The 14,326-nt window shown below is 68.9% G+C and carries 16 protein-coding genes; 8 read left to right on the top strand and 8 right to left on the bottom strand.

Annotated features, from left to right (window positions below):
- Positions 1 to 50: 50 nt before the first annotated feature.
- The 3 genes from ACZ50N_RS21730 to ACZ50N_RS21720 form a co-directional block, all read right to left on the bottom strand.
- A complete protein-coding gene (locus ACZ50N_RS21730; protein WP_048423935.1) occupies positions 51 to 503 on the bottom strand; it encodes a VOC family protein in 453 nt (150 codons plus the stop codon).
- A gap of 63 nt (positions 504 to 566) precedes the next feature.
- Positions 567 to 1,181: a maleylpyruvate isomerase family mycothiol-dependent enzyme gene (locus ACZ50N_RS21725; RefSeq protein WP_464473759.1), complete on the bottom strand. Its 615-nt coding sequence runs from the start codon at positions 1,179 to 1,181 to the stop codon at positions 567 to 569.
- The gene (locus ACZ50N_RS21720) at positions 1,178 to 2,296 is read right to left on the bottom strand and encodes a citrate synthase 2 (protein WP_464473758.1); all 1,119 of its coding nucleotides are present in this window, start codon (positions 2,294 to 2,296) and stop codon (positions 1,178 to 1,180) included. Before ACZ50N_RS21720 ends, ACZ50N_RS21725 begins: the two co-directional genes overlap by 4 nt.
- A 95-nt stretch (positions 2,297 to 2,391) precedes the next feature.
- Between ACZ50N_RS21720 and pdxH the strand changes: the two genes are divergently transcribed.
- The 6 genes from pdxH to ACZ50N_RS21690 all read left to right on the top strand — a co-directional run bounded on the left by pdxH (position 2,392) and on the right by ACZ50N_RS21690 (position 8,444).
- On the top strand, positions 2,392 to 3,021 hold the full coding sequence (gene pdxH, locus ACZ50N_RS21715; RefSeq protein ID WP_048423977.1) for a pyridoxamine 5'-phosphate oxidase: 630 nt from the start codon (positions 2,392 to 2,394) through the stop codon (positions 3,019 to 3,021).
- Positions 3,021 to 4,292 carry an MFS transporter gene (locus ACZ50N_RS21710; protein ID WP_046363826.1) on the top strand — a complete coding sequence of 424 codons (1,272 nt, stop codon included), beginning with the start codon at positions 3,021 to 3,023 and terminating at the stop codon, positions 4,290 to 4,292. The genes pdxH and ACZ50N_RS21710 overlap by 1 nt, the downstream gene beginning before the upstream one ends.
- A gap of 57 nt (positions 4,293 to 4,349) precedes the next feature.
- Positions 4,350 to 5,000 carry a TetR family transcriptional regulator gene (locus ACZ50N_RS21705; protein ID WP_046363825.1) on the top strand — a complete coding sequence of 217 codons (651 nt, stop codon included), beginning with the start codon at positions 4,350 to 4,352 and terminating at the stop codon, positions 4,998 to 5,000.
- 134 nt (positions 5,001 to 5,134) lie between these two features.
- The gene (locus ACZ50N_RS21700; protein WP_073684343.1) at positions 5,135 to 6,439 is read left to right on the top strand and encodes a citrate synthase; all 1,305 of its coding nucleotides are present in this window, start codon (positions 5,135 to 5,137) and stop codon (positions 6,437 to 6,439) included.
- A gap of 132 nt (positions 6,440 to 6,571) precedes the next feature.
- Positions 6,572 to 8,026, top strand: a complete 1,455-nt coding sequence (locus tag ACZ50N_RS21695) for an MFS transporter (RefSeq protein ID WP_198529233.1) — start codon at positions 6,572 to 6,574, stop codon at positions 8,024 to 8,026.
- Positions 8,016 to 8,444 carry a MarR family winged helix-turn-helix transcriptional regulator gene (locus ACZ50N_RS21690; protein ID WP_464473757.1) on the top strand — a complete coding sequence of 143 codons (429 nt, stop codon included), beginning with the start codon at positions 8,016 to 8,018 and terminating at the stop codon, positions 8,442 to 8,444. The genes ACZ50N_RS21695 and ACZ50N_RS21690 overlap by 11 nt, the downstream gene beginning before the upstream one ends.
- Here the strand turns inward: ACZ50N_RS21690 and ACZ50N_RS21685 are convergent.
- Both ACZ50N_RS21685 and ACZ50N_RS21680 read right to left on the bottom strand, forming a co-directional pair.
- Entirely contained in the window at positions 8,441 to 9,997 is a 1,557-nt protein-coding gene (locus tag ACZ50N_RS21685; RefSeq protein ID WP_464473756.1) for a phytoene desaturase family protein, read from the bottom strand. The two genes, ACZ50N_RS21690 and ACZ50N_RS21685, sit on opposite strands and share 4 nt — an antisense overlap.
- Positions 9,998 to 9,999: 2 nt before the next feature.
- Complete coding sequence (locus ACZ50N_RS21680; RefSeq protein ID WP_464473755.1) at positions 10,000 to 10,248, bottom strand: DUF2630 family protein; 249 nt, start codon at positions 10,246 to 10,248, stop codon at positions 10,000 to 10,002.
- Between the two features lie 43 nt (positions 10,249 to 10,291).
- Between ACZ50N_RS21680 and ACZ50N_RS21675 the strand changes: the two genes are divergently transcribed.
- On the top strand, positions 10,292 to 11,041 hold the full coding sequence (locus tag ACZ50N_RS21675; protein WP_464475692.1) for an SDR family oxidoreductase: 750 nt from the start codon (positions 10,292 to 10,294) through the stop codon (positions 11,039 to 11,041).
- Between the two features lie 9 nt (positions 11,042 to 11,050).
- Positions 11,051 to 11,413, top strand: a complete 363-nt coding sequence (locus ACZ50N_RS21670; protein ID WP_048423940.1) for an FKBP-type peptidyl-prolyl cis-trans isomerase — start codon at positions 11,051 to 11,053, stop codon at positions 11,411 to 11,413.
- On the opposite strand, the gene ACZ50N_RS21665 is transcribed toward ACZ50N_RS21670, so the two are convergent.
- The 3 genes from ACZ50N_RS21665 to ACZ50N_RS21655 are packed head-to-tail and all read right to left on the bottom strand — an operon-like array spanning position 11,410 to position 14,291.
- The gene (locus tag ACZ50N_RS21665) at positions 11,410 to 12,750 is read right to left on the bottom strand and encodes a sensor histidine kinase (RefSeq protein ID WP_464473754.1); all 1,341 of its coding nucleotides are present in this window, start codon (positions 12,748 to 12,750) and stop codon (positions 11,410 to 11,412) included. The genes ACZ50N_RS21670 and ACZ50N_RS21665 overlap by 4 nt on opposite strands.
- Before the next feature lie 13 nt (positions 12,751 to 12,763).
- Entirely contained in the window at positions 12,764 to 13,474 is a 711-nt protein-coding gene (prrA, locus tag ACZ50N_RS21660) for a two-component system response regulator PrrA (protein WP_172835673.1), read from the bottom strand.
- A gap of 40 nt (positions 13,475 to 13,514) precedes the next feature.
- Positions 13,515 to 14,291: a potassium channel family protein gene (locus ACZ50N_RS21655; protein ID WP_419196977.1), complete on the bottom strand. Its 777-nt coding sequence runs from the start codon at positions 14,289 to 14,291 to the stop codon at positions 13,515 to 13,517.
- Positions 14,292 to 14,326: the final 35 nt, after the last annotated feature.

Here is a 14,326-nt window from a genome sequence, read left to right as displayed (position 1 = left end):
TCGGATTATCGCTGGCGCTTCCCATCTAGCCCAGCAAACACACCAAACGGTTACTCGGCACTGCTCATCTGTGCCGCGATCTCGGTGACGTCGACCTCTCGCACGGATTCGGCGAGCGCCCAGTGATGGCCGAAGGGGTCGCGCACCACCCCGTAGCGGTCACCCCAGAACTGGTCCTCCAGGGGGTTGACCACGACGGCGCCCGCGTCGAGCGCCCGCTGGAACCGGCCGTCGACGTCGGCGCCGTGCAGGTGCAGCGTGACCGGTGTGCCGCCGAGTGCGGCCGGGGTGCTCGACACGCCGTCGTTGTACTCGGGGAAGTCGTCGTTGAGGAACACCATCGACCCGTTGACACGCATGCAGGCGTGCATCAGCTTGCCGTCGGGCCCAGGCAGTCGCACCATCTCCTCGGCGCCGAACGCCCTGGCATAGAAGTCCAGCGCAGCGGCGGCGTCGCCGACGACGAGGTGGGGGACGAGCATCGGGGTGTTGTTGATGGCCATCAGTTTCTCCTTGGTCCGGTTGGCTGTCGATACCGACCCGGCCGACGCCCAGAACTCATCGGCCTAGACGACGGAGAATCCCGCGGGCAGCGGGCTGCGACCGGTCAACGCGAGCAGCACTGCCGGGCCCTGGCCCAGGTGCGCGCCGATCCGGCCTGCCAGCGCGGCGGCCTCCGAGAGCACTTCGACCGGCGGAGTCGCCGTGAGCCCGACCGCCGCGGCGATGTCCAGGCCGTGCACGGCGATCTCGAAGGTCCGGGTGGGCAGGTAGGTGGACAACCGCACACCCAGCCCGCCGATCACCTCCATCAGCGGGTCGCCGGCGGTGTCGATCTCGCCGAGCACCCGCTCGACCAGACCGTCGATCGTCGCGACGGGCTCCGCGCCGAGATCACGGCCCGCCTGACGGCCGCGCTCGACGATCGCGTCGGCGCCGGCATCGGTGACGTAGTCATTCATGCGCACGTAATACTCGGCGGGTTCGCGAACGTCCTCGCGGAATGCGGTGGTGTGCAGGTAGGTGCTGACGGTGATGAGTGATCGCGACGTGTGCCCCACCAGATCGCGCACCGTCCACTCTCCGAGTCCCGGTCCGTCCCATCGGTCCGCGGGAATCTGACGCACCAGTGTCGCCAGATACCGTGCGGCTGAGGCGAAGACGACCCGTTCGCCGGTCATGGCCGGGCCAGTGAGTCCCAGCCGTCGACCGACTCGAGGCTGCGCGGTGCCGGGCCGACGTAGATCGCCGACGGTCGCACCAGCTTGCCCAGACGCTTCTGCTCGAGGATGTGGGCGCACCATCCAGCGGTGCGCCCACAGGTGAACATCGCGGGCATCATGGCCGGCGGTACCTCGGCGAAATCGAGGATCACCGCCGCCCAGAACTCGACGTTGGTCTCGATCGCGCGGTCGGGCCTGCGCTCCCGGAGCTCGGTCAGGGCGGCCTGTTCCAATGCGGCGGCCACCTCGTAGCGCGGAGCGTCCAGGCGCTTGGCGGTGGCCCGCAGAACCCGGGCCCGGGGATCCTCGGCCCGGTACACCCGGTGACCGAAGCCCATCAGCTTTTCCTTGCGGTCCAGGATTCCGGTGATGACCGCGCGGGCATCCCCGGTGCGTTCGGCCTCCTCGATCATCGGGATCACCCGGGCGGGCGCGCCGCCGTGCAGCGGACCGCTCATCGCGCCGACCGCCCCGGACAGTGCGGCCGCCACGTCAGCGCCCGTCGACGCGATGACGCGCGCGGTGAACGTCGACGCGTTCATTCCGTGTTCGGCTGCGCTCACCCAGTAGGCGTCGATCGCCTCGACGTGGCGCGGATCGGGGTCACCCTGCCACCGCGTCATGAATCGCGCTGTCACCGTGGGGCATTCGTCGATGACGCGCTGCGGAACGGCAGGCTTGCCGATTCCGCGCGCGGACTGCGCGACGTAGGACAGCCCCATCACCGAGACCCGCGCCAGGTCGTCGCGTGCGGTCTGGTCATCGATGTCCAGCAGCGGCCGCAACCCCCAGATCGGGGCCAGCATGGCCATGCCCGCCTGGACGTCGACGCGAACGTCGCCGCTGTGCACCGGCACCGGGAACGGTTCCGCGGCTGCGAGTCCCGCCCCGAACCGGCCGTCGACCAGCAGGCTCCAGACGTCGCCGAAGGTGACCCGGTTGGACACCAGGTCGTCGATGTCGACGCCGCGGTAGCGCAGAGCGCCGCCGTCCTTGTCGGGTTCGGCGATCTCGGTCTCGAACGCCACCACGCCCGCGAGTCCGGGGGCGAAATCCTTGGGCACCGCAGTCATGGGCGTGATTGTCGCACCACCTCCCGCCGGCGAAACTGCCAGTCGGACGTCGGGCGTAGCGTGATCGCGTGAGCACATCGGATCACCTCGCGCGTATGCGGGTGGAGTACGGATCGGTCGAGAAGGACGGCAGTGCCGACCTCGACGAGAGCTGGCTCGACGGGGGCTGGCTGGCGCTGCTGACCAGCTGGTTGGCCGACGCCGAGCAGGGCGGGGTCGTCGAACCGAACGCGATGGTCGTCGGCACTGTCGATGCGTCGGGAAGACCAGTCACCCGCACCGTGTTGTGCAAGAGCGTGACCGCATCCGGCCTCACCTTCTACACGAACTACGCCTCCGCCAAAGGCGAGCAGCTGGCCGCCGCGCCGTATGCCTCCGCGACGTTCCCCTGGTACGCCCTCAGCAGGCAGGTGCACGTCCGCGGAACGGTGACCAAGGTGTCCGATGCCGAGACCGCCGCCTACTGGGTGCAGCGCCCCCGGGGCGCGCAGCTCGGCGCGTGGGCTTCGGCGCAGAGCTCACCGATCGCCACGCGTGATGCGCTGCGAGGTCAGCTCGCCGAGGTCACCGAACGGTTCGCCGACACCGAGACCGTGCCCGTCCCGCCACACTGGGGTGGCTACCTGATCGCGCCCGAGGAGATCGAATTCTGGCAGGGTCGAGAGAGCCGCCTGCACAACAGGATTCGCGTGCGCGAGGGTCACATCGAACGCCTCCAGCCGTAGTGGGGCGGCTGTTCGCCGACACGACGCCGCTGCAGACGCCGGACTTCCGCCGGCTCTGGTCTGCCGGGATCGTCACCGTCGTCGGCGCGAACCTGACGATCTTCGCGGTGCCGGTCCAGCTCTACGCATTGACCCAGAACTCGCTCTATGTCGGACTGGCCGGCCTGTTCGCGCTCGTGCCGCTCGTGGTGTTCGGGCTGTGGGGAGGCGCGTGGGCGGACGCGATGGATCGCCGGGTGCTGCTCATCATCACCTCGTGCGGATTGACCGTGTCCTCGGCGCTGCTGTGGGTGCAGGCGGCGCTGGGCATCGACAACGTGTGGGTGGTGCTGAGCCTGCTGTCGGTGCAGCAGGCGTTCTTCGCGGTGAACTCACCGACCCGATCGGCCGCCATTCCGCGCATGCTGCCCCTTGCCCAGTTGCCGGCGGCGAACTCGCTGAACATGACGGTCATGCAGTTCGGCGCGATCGCCGGCCCGCTGCTGGCCGGCGTGCTCCTGCACTGGGTCGACCTGTCGACGCTCTACCTCATCGACACCCTGACGTGTCTCGCCGCGGTGTGGGCCACCATCAGGTTGACCCCGATGCCGCCGTCGCGCACCGGTGAGGGCGCACCGGGGTACGGCCTGAAGGCCGTCCTCGACGGCTTCCGCTACCTCGCCGGCAACCGCGTGGTGCTGATGTCGTTCGTCGTGGACCTGATCGCGATGATCTTCGGGATGCCGCGGGCGCTGTTCCCGCAGATGGCTCACGAGAGTTTCGGCGGTCCCGTGGCGGGCGGCACGACGATGGCCCTGCTGGCGGCGGCGATGTCGGCGGGTGCCGTGGCCGGCGGCGTGTTCTCGGGCTGGCTACCCCGCGTGCGCCGGCAGGGACTCGCGGTGGTGGGCGCGATCGTGGCCTGGGGTCTGGCGATGACCGGCTTCGGCCTGGCGGCCGGGGCGGCGAACGGGACTGCGGGGCTGATGCTGTGGATTGCCCTGGGCTGCTTGGCTTTCGGCGGTGCGGCCGACATGGTTTCGGCGGCGTTCCGGTCGACGATCCTGCAGGAGGTGGCCTCGGACGAGCTGCGCGGGCGCCTGCAGGGCGTCTTCACCGTCGTCGTCGCCGGTGGTCCCCGGTTCGCCGACGCCGCGCACGGTGCGGCGGCCGCCGCCGTCGGGACGACCGTCGCCGCGGCAGGCGGCGGCGTGCTCGTGGTGGTCGGGGTGGTGCTGGCCGCGCTCGTTGTGCCCGCGTTCGTCCGCTATCGGGTGCCGGGAATTCGCTGATCTCTCCCACCTCAGATCGCCCTCGCGGCGCCGTCGCGCCGATTAGCATCCGTACCCGTGGGTGATGTCAGGGGGGAGCCCGTGCTCGGGCTTCGTGAGCGCAAGAAGCGCCGGACCCGTGCCACTCTGATCGACTCCGCCGTCGTGCTGTGCGATCGGCAGGGCTTCGACGGAACGACCGTCGACCAGATCGCTGCGAGCGCCGACGTCTCGCCGCGCACCTTCAGCCGTTACTTCGCCACGAAGGACGCGATCGCGCTGGCCCTGATCGACGAAGTGCTCGACATGGTCGCGGCGGAATTGATCACCCAACCACCCGAGATCGGACACTTCGAGGCGCTCCGGCGCGCGTACATCGGGATGGCGCAGAACTCGAAGTTGGCGCCCGCGGGGGCGCTGTCGTCATACCGACTGATGCAAATCCTGAGGATCACGGTGTCCTCGGGAACGCTGCAGCAGGCGGCGATGGAGTTCCGGGCCAGCCCCGTCGACGTCGCGATGGCCGAGCGGATGGGGCTGCGGGTCGACGATCGGCGGGTCAGGCTGATGTCGGCCGTTTTCGGTGGTGTGCTGATGACCGCGCTGCAGGAGGTCACGCGGTGCTCGTCTTCGCTGGCCGGCGTGGGGGTGGACGACACGATCGCCGCGTTCGAGTCGGTCTGTGCCGACTTCATGGACGAGTTCGCGGGGTTCGGGCTGGCGGTGTGACGCCCGGGCGATGCCGATGGGACCCGGCGTCGGCGACCCCCGCGGGCGTCCTCGTCGGAATGGGACTACCTTCTGTAGTCAGACTTTCTTCCAGACCTCGCGATTCCCGTTAGAACCGACCCGAAGGGATCCCAGTGGCCGATCACGCCGAAGCCGGGAAAGAGCACGCCACCCTGTCCTACCCGGGCGGGGAGCTGGACCTCGACATCGTCAAAGCGACCGAGGGTGCCGACGGCATCGCGCTCGGGTCTCTGCTGGCAAAGACCGGTTACACCACGTTCGACGGCGGCTTCGTCAACACGTCATCGACCAAGAGCGCGATCACCTACATCGACGGAGACGCCGGCATCCTGCGCTACCGCGGGTATCCGATCGAGCAGCTCGCCGAGAAGTCCAACTTCATCGAGGTCAGCTACCTGCTGCTGTACGGCGAGCTACCCACCGCCGATCAGCTGGAGAAGTTCACCACCCAGATCCAGCGGCACACGTTGCTGCACGAGGACCTCAAGCGGTTCTTCGACGGCTTCCCCCGCGACGCGCACCCGATGCCGGTGCTGTCCAGCGCGGTGAACGCGCTGAGCGCCTACTACCCGGATTCGCTGGATCCGTTCAACCCGCAGCAGGTGGAGCTGTCGACGATCCGGCTGCTGGCCAAGCTGCCGACGATCGCGGCGTATGCCTACAAGAAGTCCGAGGGGCAGCCGTTCCTCTACCCGGACAACTCGCTGACGCTGGTGGAGAACTTCCTGCGGATGACGTTCGGGTTCCCCGCCGAGCCCTACGAGGTCGATCCGGAGATCGTCCGGGCGCTCGACATGCTGTTCATCCTGCACGCCGACCATGAGCAGAACTGCTCCACTTCGACGGTGCGCCTGGTGGGCAGCTCGCAGGCCAACCTGTTCACGTCGATCTCCGGCGGTATCAATGCGCTGTGGGGTCCGCTGCACGGCGGCGCCAACCAGGCCGTGTTGGAGATGCTGACGAAGATCCAGAAGGGCGATGACGACGTCGCGACGTTCGTCAAGAAGGTCAAGAACCGCGAGGACGGCGTGAAGCTGATGGGCTTCGGTCACCGCGTCTACAAGAACTACGATCCGCGTGCCCGCATCGTCAAGGAGCAGGCGGACAAGATCCTGGGCAAGATCGGCGTGCAGGACGAGTTGCTCGACATCGCCAAGGAGCTCGAAGAGATCGCGCTGACCGATGACTTCTTCGTCGAGCGCAAGCTCTACCCGAACGTCGACTACTACACCGGCGTGATCTACCGGGCCATGGGCTTCCCGACGCGGATGTTCACGGTGCTGTTCGCCCTGGGCCGGCTGCCCGGGTGGATCGCGCACTGGCGGGAGATGCACGGGGAGCCGAACAAGATCGGCCGGCCGCGCCAGATCTACACCGGCTACACCGAGCGGGACTTCACCGACCTTTCCGACCGCTAGCCTCGTTCGGCGAGCGCGCGCGTCTGCACGCCGACGCGCCGCAATCAACGGCATTCTGTGCGCGCTCGATTGCGCCGAGCGTCACATTCTCGTCGCTTGCGATCATGACGGTTGTAGTTTCACAATCGTTGTATGAATGAAACCGTCGGCACGCTGACGCAGCGGCGCAAGGTGATCGTTCTGGTGTCCTGCTGCCTGAGCCTGCTGATCGTGTCCATGGACGCCACGATCGTCAACGTCGCGATCCCGGCGATCCGCACCGATCTGTCGGCCTCGCCCTCGCAGATGCAGTGGGTGCTCGACGTCTACACGCTGGTGCTGGCCTCGCTGCTGATGCTGTCGGGGGCCACGGGTGACCGGTTCGGCCGCCGCCGGGTGTTCCAGATCGGGCTGACGCTGTTCGCGTTGGGCTCGCTGGCGTGCAGCCTCGCACCCACGATCGACGCGTTGATCGGCGCCCGCTTTCTGCAGGGGATCGGTGGTTCGATGATGAATCCCGTTGCACTGTCGATCATTTCGCAGATATTCGTCAAACCGCAGGAGCGTGCCAGGGCGCTGGGCATCTGGGGTGGGGTGACCGGTATCTCGATGGCGGCCGGGCCGATAGTCGGCGGCTTGTTGATCGAGACGGTCGGCTGGCGCTCGGTGTTCTGGATCAACCTGCCGATCTGTGCGGCCGCGCTGGTCCTCACCGCCATCTTCGTGCCCGAGACCAAGTCGGCGACCATGCGCAGCGTCGACCCGGTCGGGCAGCTGTTGGCCGTGGTGACGCTGTTCGGCGTCGTCTACACCCTGATCGAGGGTCCGGTGCTGGGGTGGACTCATCCCCGGGTCGTCGGTATCGCCGTCATCGCTGTCGTGGCCCTGGCTGCCTTCCTGCGCTTCGAGTCGCGGCGTGAGGATCCGTTCCTGGACCTGCGCTTCTTCCGGAGCATCCCGTTCAGCTCCGCCACCATCTCGGCGATCAGTGCCTTCTCCGCCTGGGGCGCCTTCCTGTTCATGATGTCTCTCTACCTCCAGGGCGAGCGCGGCTTCTCGGCGATGCACACCGGCCTGATCTACCTGCCGATCGCGATAGGTGCCCTGATCTTCTCTCCGCTGTCGGGCCGCCTGGTCGGCCGGTACGGCGCGCGCCCGTCATTGGTGATCGCCGGGACGATGATCGTCGCGGCCGCCACGATGCTGACCTTCCTGACCGCGTCGACCCCGGTGTGGTGGATGCTGATCGTGTTCGCGGTTTTCGGTATCGGTTTCGCGATGGTCAACGCGCCGATCACCAACGCCGCCGTCGGCGGCATGCCGCTGGATCGCGCGGGCGCTGCCTCGGCGGTGACGTCGACGAGCCGCCAGGTGGGCGTGAGTATCGGTGTGGCGCTGTGCGGTTCGGTCGCCGGCTCGGCGATCACGATGGGCGGCACGGACTTCGCGACGGCCGCTCGACCGCTGTGGTTCGTCTGCGTGGCACTGGGGTTCGTGATCCTGGCGCTCGGGGTGTACTCCACATCGCAACGCGCGCAACGGTCCGCTGACCGGCTGGCGCCGCTGATCGCCGGCACGCCGAGCCCGGTGGGTGCCCATGTCCGGTGATTCGGCGGCCGACAAGGTCTGGCGCGATATGTCCGCGCTGGTCATGGACAACCTCGACGGCTGGAAGCGGCTCGTCGTCGAGCGTGCCGGTCTGCCGTTCAGCCGTGTTCGCATCCTGACGCGTCTCCGTCGTGCTCCGATGACGGTCAAGGAACTGGCCGCCGCGGCGACCATCGATGCACCCGCCGCCACAGTCGCGATCAATGACCTGGAGGAGCGCGGTCTCGTGGTTCGCGAGATCGATCCGCGCAACCGGCGCTGCAAGGTGGTGTCGCTGACCGATGCGGGGCACGAGCTCGTGCGCGCGATCGACGACGTCCGCGATCCGGCGCCGCCGATGCTGACCGGTCTGGACGCCGACGACCTGGCGACACTGCGGGCGCTGCTGGACAAGCTGGCCGTCCGACCACCAGGTTAGCGGTCCAGCACCGCCATCGCCGCGTTGTGCCCCCCGATGCCCGAGACGGCGCCGCCGCGGCGAGAACCCGATCCGCACAGCATGATTCGCTCGTGCGCGGTGGCCACGCCCCAGCGCTGCGCCGGCGTGCGGAGCGGCTCGTCGTCTTCGGCGAAGGGCCACGTCAGCGCGCCGTGGAAGATGTGGCCGTTCGTCATTCCCAGCGCATCGTCGAGGTCGGCGGTCGTCTTCGTCTCGATGCACAGCCGGCCTTCGGCGTCTTCCATCAGGACGTCGTGGATCGGTTCGGCGAGAACGGAATTCAACGATGTCAAGACCGCGGACGTCAGCGTGTCACGCAGCCGCTCCGGGGTGCCTGCCGTCATCAGGTGGTGCGGGGTGTGCAGCCCGAACACGGTCAGCGTCTGCGCCCCGGACGCGCGCAGCTCATCCGACAGAATCGTGGGGTCCGCCAGTGAGTGGCAGTAGATCTCGCACGGAAGCGGCTCCGGCACAGCGCCTTCTGCGGCGCGTCGGTAGGCCGACTCGAGTTGGCTGTACGTCTCGTTGATGTGGAAGGTGCCGCCGAAGGCCTGCTCGACCGTGACGCTGTCGTCGCGCAACCGGGGGAGCCGCCGCAGCATCAGGTTGACCTTGACCTGCGCGCCGGGCGCGCTGTCGGGCGCGTCTTCGCCCAGAAGTCGGGCCAGCACCGTCGGCGTGACGTTGGCCAGCACGTGGTCGGCGACGACGCGGTGCTGCACACCGTCCTGGCAGTAGCACACCTCGCCGTCGGGAGTGATCGACTCGACCTCGGCCCCGGTGCGGATGTCGGCGCCGAAGCCCGCGGCCGCTGCGGCGAGCGCTCCACTGACCGCGCCCATACCGCCGACCGGCACATCCCAGTCCCCGGTGCCGCCGCCGATCAGGTGGTACAGGAAGCAGACATTCTGCTGCAGCGACGAATCGTCCAGCGCGGCATAGGTTCCGATCAGGGCATCGGTGGCCATCACGCCGCGGACCAGGTCGTTGCGCACCGCCGAGGTGATCGCGTCTCCGATCGGCTGGTCGACGAGCGCCCGCCATGCCCACTCTTCGTCAGGACCCCCACCGACTGCCAGACGCAGATCCGAGCGGGTGCGCAACGGTTCGGTCAGCGTCGGCCAGACCCGCGATGTCACGGTGTTGCAGCGCCGGTAGAACTCGTCGAAGCCGGCCTCATCGCCGGCCGCGCCCACGGCCCCGAAGGTGGAGGACGGTCCGACCAGCAGTCCCGTGCGGCCGCCGGACGCCGGGTCGGGGGTGTAGGACGACCACCGGCGTCGCACCAGACGCACCCGGACCCCGAGATCGTCGATGATGCGCTGCGGCAGCAGGCTCACCAGATAGGAGTACCGCGACAGACGCGCGTCGACGCCGTCGAAGGCATGGGCCGACACGGCGGCGCCGCCGACGTGGTCGAGCCGTTCCAGCACGCACACCCGACGACCGGCCCGGGCCAGGTACCCGGCTGCCACCAGACCGTTGTGCCCGCCGCCGACGATGACGACGTCGGTGCGGGAGTCCGTGGCCACGCTCAGCTCAGGTAGCCCTCGACCTCGTCCGCCGGACGCACCTGCGCGGCGGTCGGGTCACCACCGGTCTCGCGCAGCGCCCGCCGCTGGCGCAGCAGATCCCAGCACTGGTCGAGCTTGACCTCCACGGCGCGCAACCGCTGGTGCTCTTCGGACTCGTCGATCTCGTGATGCTGCAGCTTGGCGCGGAGGTCTTTCTCCTCCGCGACGAGCTGGTTCACCTGGGCGAGGATGTCTTCGTCGTTGGCCACGCCTACAGTCTGCCCCTCGGCGCGATCTAATGAACCGGTGACCATGCGTAGTGCCCTGGTGACCGGGGCGTCGGGCGGTATCGGAGCGGCGATCGCGGCAGCCCTGCACGAGGAGGGTTTCGCGCTGACCCTGGTCGGCCGGGATCCGGCCAAGCTGGACGCGGTCGCCACGTCCATCGGCGGATCGGCGGTCCACACCATCGCCGGCTCGCTGGCCGAGGAGTCGTTTCTCGACGAGGTGGTCGCGTTCCACGCCGACCGGTACGGGGCGCTGGACCTGCTGGTGAACAACGCGGGGATCGCCGGGAACAGGGCGGTCGCCGACATCACCGCGGAGTTCCTCGACGCGCAGCTGGCCGTCAACATCCGCGCCGTCGTGCTGCTGACCGCGAAATGTCAGCCTCTACTCAGAGAGGCTGTGCGGCAACATGGTTGGGCTCAGATCGTGAACACGGCGTCGAATGCGGGCAAGCGCGGGGAGGCCACCCTGTCCTCCTACTCGGCGACCAAGGCCGCCGTCGTGGGATTCACCGAATCGCTGCACGACGAGCTCGCGACCTCGGGCATCAAGGCCACCGCGATCTGCCCGGGTCTGGTGGACACGGCGATGGCCGACGTCTACCGCGACTCCATCGAGGCCTCGACGATGATCACACCGCGCGACGTCGCCGAGGTCGTGCGGATGACGACGCGGTTGTCGGCGGCGTGCATCCTTCCGGAGGTGGTGCTGCTGCGGCCCACCGAGTGGTTGCAGCCCGAGGAGGTCCGGTCGCCGGGCGAGGCGCCGGTCTAGGCTGAGCGCATGGCGACCAAACCCGAGATCGACTTCCCCGACGGCCCCGCACCCACCGAGTTGGTGATCGAAGACATCGTCGTCGGCGACGGCCCCGAAGCGGTCCCGGGCGCCAACGTCGAAGTGCACTATCTCGGCGTCGAGTACGACACCGGCGAGGAGTTCGACAGCTCCTGGAACCGCGGTGAGTCGATCGAGTTCCCGTTGCGCGGGTTGATCCAGGGCTGGCAGGACGGCATTCCGGGGATGAAGGTCGGCGGCCGGCGCAAGCTGACGATCCCGCCGGAGCAGGCCTACGGTCCGGCCGGCGGCGGGCACCGCCTGTCAGGCAAAACCCTCATTTTCATCATCGACCTCCTCGGCACCCGCTAGCGCGGGCCCGGCAGCCGCAGCAGCAGGCGCGCACCGCCCAGCGGGCTGGCCTGCAATGCCGCTGTCCCGCCGTGCAATTCGGCCTGCTGCGCCACCAGCGCCAGACCCAGGCCCGAGCCGGAGTGTGACGCCGTCGAGCCCCGGGAGAATCGCTCGAACACCACCGTGCGCTCCTCTTCGGGCACGCCGACGCCGTCGTCGTCGATCGCGATCTCCACACCGGCGCGCGAGCTGACCGCGGACAGCTGCACCCGTGTCGCGCCGCCGTGTTTGACCGCGTTGGCGATCGCGTTGTCGACAGCCAGCCGCAGGCCGGCGGGCAACCCGACGATGATCACCGTCGGCGCAGGCACCAGCGACACCTCCAGATCGGGGTAGACGCGCATCGCGTCGTGTGCGGCCCGGTCGAGAAGTTCGGTGATGTCGACGGGCACATGGTCGTCCTCGGTGGACAGCTCTCCCTGTGCCAGCCGCTCCAGTGCGCCCAAGGTCGCCTCGATCCGGGTCTGGGTGCGGATGACGTCGCCGACGACCTCTCTGCGTTGCTCCTCGCCGAGGTCGAGCGTCGCGAGCACTTCGAGGTTGGTGCGCATCGCGGTCAGCGGGGTGCGCAGCTCGTGGGCCGAGACCGACGCGAAGTCGCGGGCCGAGGCGAGCGCCGCCTTGGTGCGGCCCTGTTCCTCCCACACGCGGCCGACCAGACCCTTGATGGCGTCGGCGATCTCGACGGCTTCGGTGGCGCCGCGGATGTCGATGTCGGGTGCTTCGTCACCCGCCTCGATCTGGCGGGTCTGCTGCGCCAGCCGCTTGAACGGTCGCACCGCGAACGCCGCCAGCAGCCATCCGCCGAAGGTCGCCGCGCCCACCGCCAGGGTGCAGATGATCAGCACCCGGCGATGCAGGTTGTTGGTGTCGTTGATCGTGGCGTCGTAGGTCGCGCCGACGGCGACCGACATCGGCTCGGGCGCGGACAGCTCGACGGTGCGCACCCGGTAGCGCACCCCGTCGACCGTGGTGTCGGCGTAGCCGGGCGGCAGTTCGGGCAGTACGACGGAGTTCGAGGTCACCTGGCCGTCGGCACGCCGGACGGTGATGACGGCGTCCTGGTCGTTGGGGGAGGGCGGGATCTCGTCGAGGCCGCGCGGCAGGAACGGGATCGCGAAGCCCGCCGCTTCGTCGAGGCGCCGGTCGAGGCGCTCTTTGCGGTCCTGGGTGATGCCGACCCAGACGACGGCGCCGACGATCCCGACCACGATGGCCGCGGCGATCGCGGTGGCGAACGCGACGCGGGTGCGCAGCGACGGCGTGCGGCGGAAGATCCGCGACACCACGATCATGGGCGGATCACGACTACTGCTGTCGCAGGACGAACCCGACGCCGCGCACGGTGTGCAGCAGGCGGGGCGCGCCGTTGGCTTCGAGCTTGCGGCGCAGGTAGCCGATGAACACGTCGACGACGTTGGTGTCGGCCGCGAAGTCGTAACCCCACACCAGCTCGAGTAGCTGGGCGCGCGACAGCACCGCGGTCTTGTGTTCGGCGAGTACGGCGAGCAGGTCGAATTCGCGCTTGGTCAGGTCGACGTCGACGCCGTCGACGCGGGCGCGCCGGCCGGGGATGTCGACCTCGAGCGGGCCCACCGCGATGGTCTCCGAGGAGAACGTCGCCGTCGATCCGCGCCGGCGCAGCAGCGCCTTGACCCGGGCGACCAGCTCGGCGAGCACGAACGGCTTGACCAGGTAGTCGTCGGCGCCGGCCTCCAGACCGGCGACCCGGTCGTCGACGGACGAGCGTGCCGACAGCACGCAGACGGGCACGTCGTTGTCCATCGCGCGCAGCGCGGTCACCACGGACACGCCGTCCAGCACCGGCATGTTGATGTCGAGCACGATCGCGTCCGGCCGCGTCTCGGTGGCGCTGCGCAGCGCCTCGGCGCCGTCGACGGCGGTGAACACGTCGAAGCCGGACAGCCGCAGGCCGCGCTCCAGCGACGCCAGCACGTCGGGATCGTCGTCGACCACGAGCACTCGGGGCGAACCCACTGGACTGTCCATGCCCGCAATCTTGCCTGACGTCGTGTCCAAGCTGCGGGAACCTGGCCCGTTACCTGTCGGGGCGGTCGCGCGTGGCCGCCGGATCACCCAGGCGGGCCACCTCTTCGCGCAGCTGGGCGATCTCCTGGACCAGGGTGTCGATGTGTGCGGTCGTCACCTGCTGGGCGGCGGTGTCCTCGTCGGCCACCCGCTGCACGAGCCACGACGCCAGCGTCGCGGTGATCGAGCCGAGCAGGCTGATGCCGCCGATCATCAGCAGCACCGCGATGACCCGTCCGGTGGGGCTGACCGGGGTCAGGTCGCCGTAGCCGACGGTCGTGATCGTCGTCATCGCCCACCACAGCGCTTCGCCGAAGTGGGTGATGTGGGCGTCCGGGTAGTGCCTCTCGGCCTGCAGCACGGCCAGCGAGGACACGTAGATCAGCAGCACCGCACCGCCGACGGTGTACATCGCGACGCGGCCGCGGATGGCGTGACCGACGGCGCGGTTGAGCACCGTGATGAGCGTGACGAGCCGCAGTAGCCGCAGGTGGCGCAGGATCGGCAGCGCCACGATCGCGAGGTCGAACAGATGCCGCCAGAACCACCGCCAGCGGTGCTCGGCGAGGTACAGGCGCACGGCGTAGTCGACGACGAACATCGCCCACGTGACGACGCTGACGACGTGGACCGCCACGGCGGCGGCCCCGGCGGGGAGCGCGAGCACTTCCACGCTGTAGGCGGCCAGGAACAGTAGTGCGGCGATCGCGAGCGGCCACTCGGCGCGGCGCTCCCAGGCCTGCAACTTGGTCTCCACGCCGTGTACTCCTCGAAATCGTGTCGCGATGGTTCTGACGGTAGTGCGACCACCTGGGAAGTCTT

It is taken from the genome of Mycolicibacterium obuense, assembly GCF_055397605.1.
Note: the sequence above shows the minus strand (reverse complement) of the source record. Positions and strands in the feature narration are given on the sequence as shown.

Coding starts and splice junctions, on each gene's coding strand:
- pdxH (WP_048423977.1), top strand. CDS start 2,392: ATGCGGGTGGAGTACGGATCGGTCGAGAAGGACGGCAGTGCCGACCTC.
- ACZ50N_RS21690 (WP_464473757.1), top strand. CDS start 8,016: ATGTCCGGTGATTCGGCGGCCGACAAGGTCTGGCGCGATATGTCCGCG.
- ACZ50N_RS21665 (WP_464473754.1), bottom strand. CDS start 12,750: ATGATCGTGGTGTCGCGGATCTTCCGCCGCACGCCGTCGCTGCGCACC.
- ACZ50N_RS21730 (WP_048423935.1), bottom strand. CDS start 503: ATGGCCATCAACAACACCCCGATGCTCGTCCCCCACCTCGTCGTCGGC.
- ACZ50N_RS21675 (WP_464475692.1), top strand. CDS start 10,292: ATGCGTAGTGCCCTGGTGACCGGGGCGTCGGGCGGTATCGGAGCGGCG.
- ACZ50N_RS21670 (WP_048423940.1), top strand. CDS start 11,051: ATGGCGACCAAACCCGAGATCGACTTCCCCGACGGCCCCGCACCCACC.
- ACZ50N_RS21720 (WP_464473758.1), bottom strand. CDS start 2,296: ATGACTGCGGTGCCCAAGGATTTCGCCCCCGGACTCGCGGGCGTGGTG.
- ACZ50N_RS21725 (WP_464473759.1), bottom strand. CDS start 1,181: ATGACCGGCGAACGGGTCGTCTTCGCCTCAGCCGCACGGTATCTGGCG.
- ACZ50N_RS21695 (WP_198529233.1), top strand. CDS start 6,572: ATGAATGAAACCGTCGGCACGCTGACGCAGCGGCGCAAGGTGATCGTT.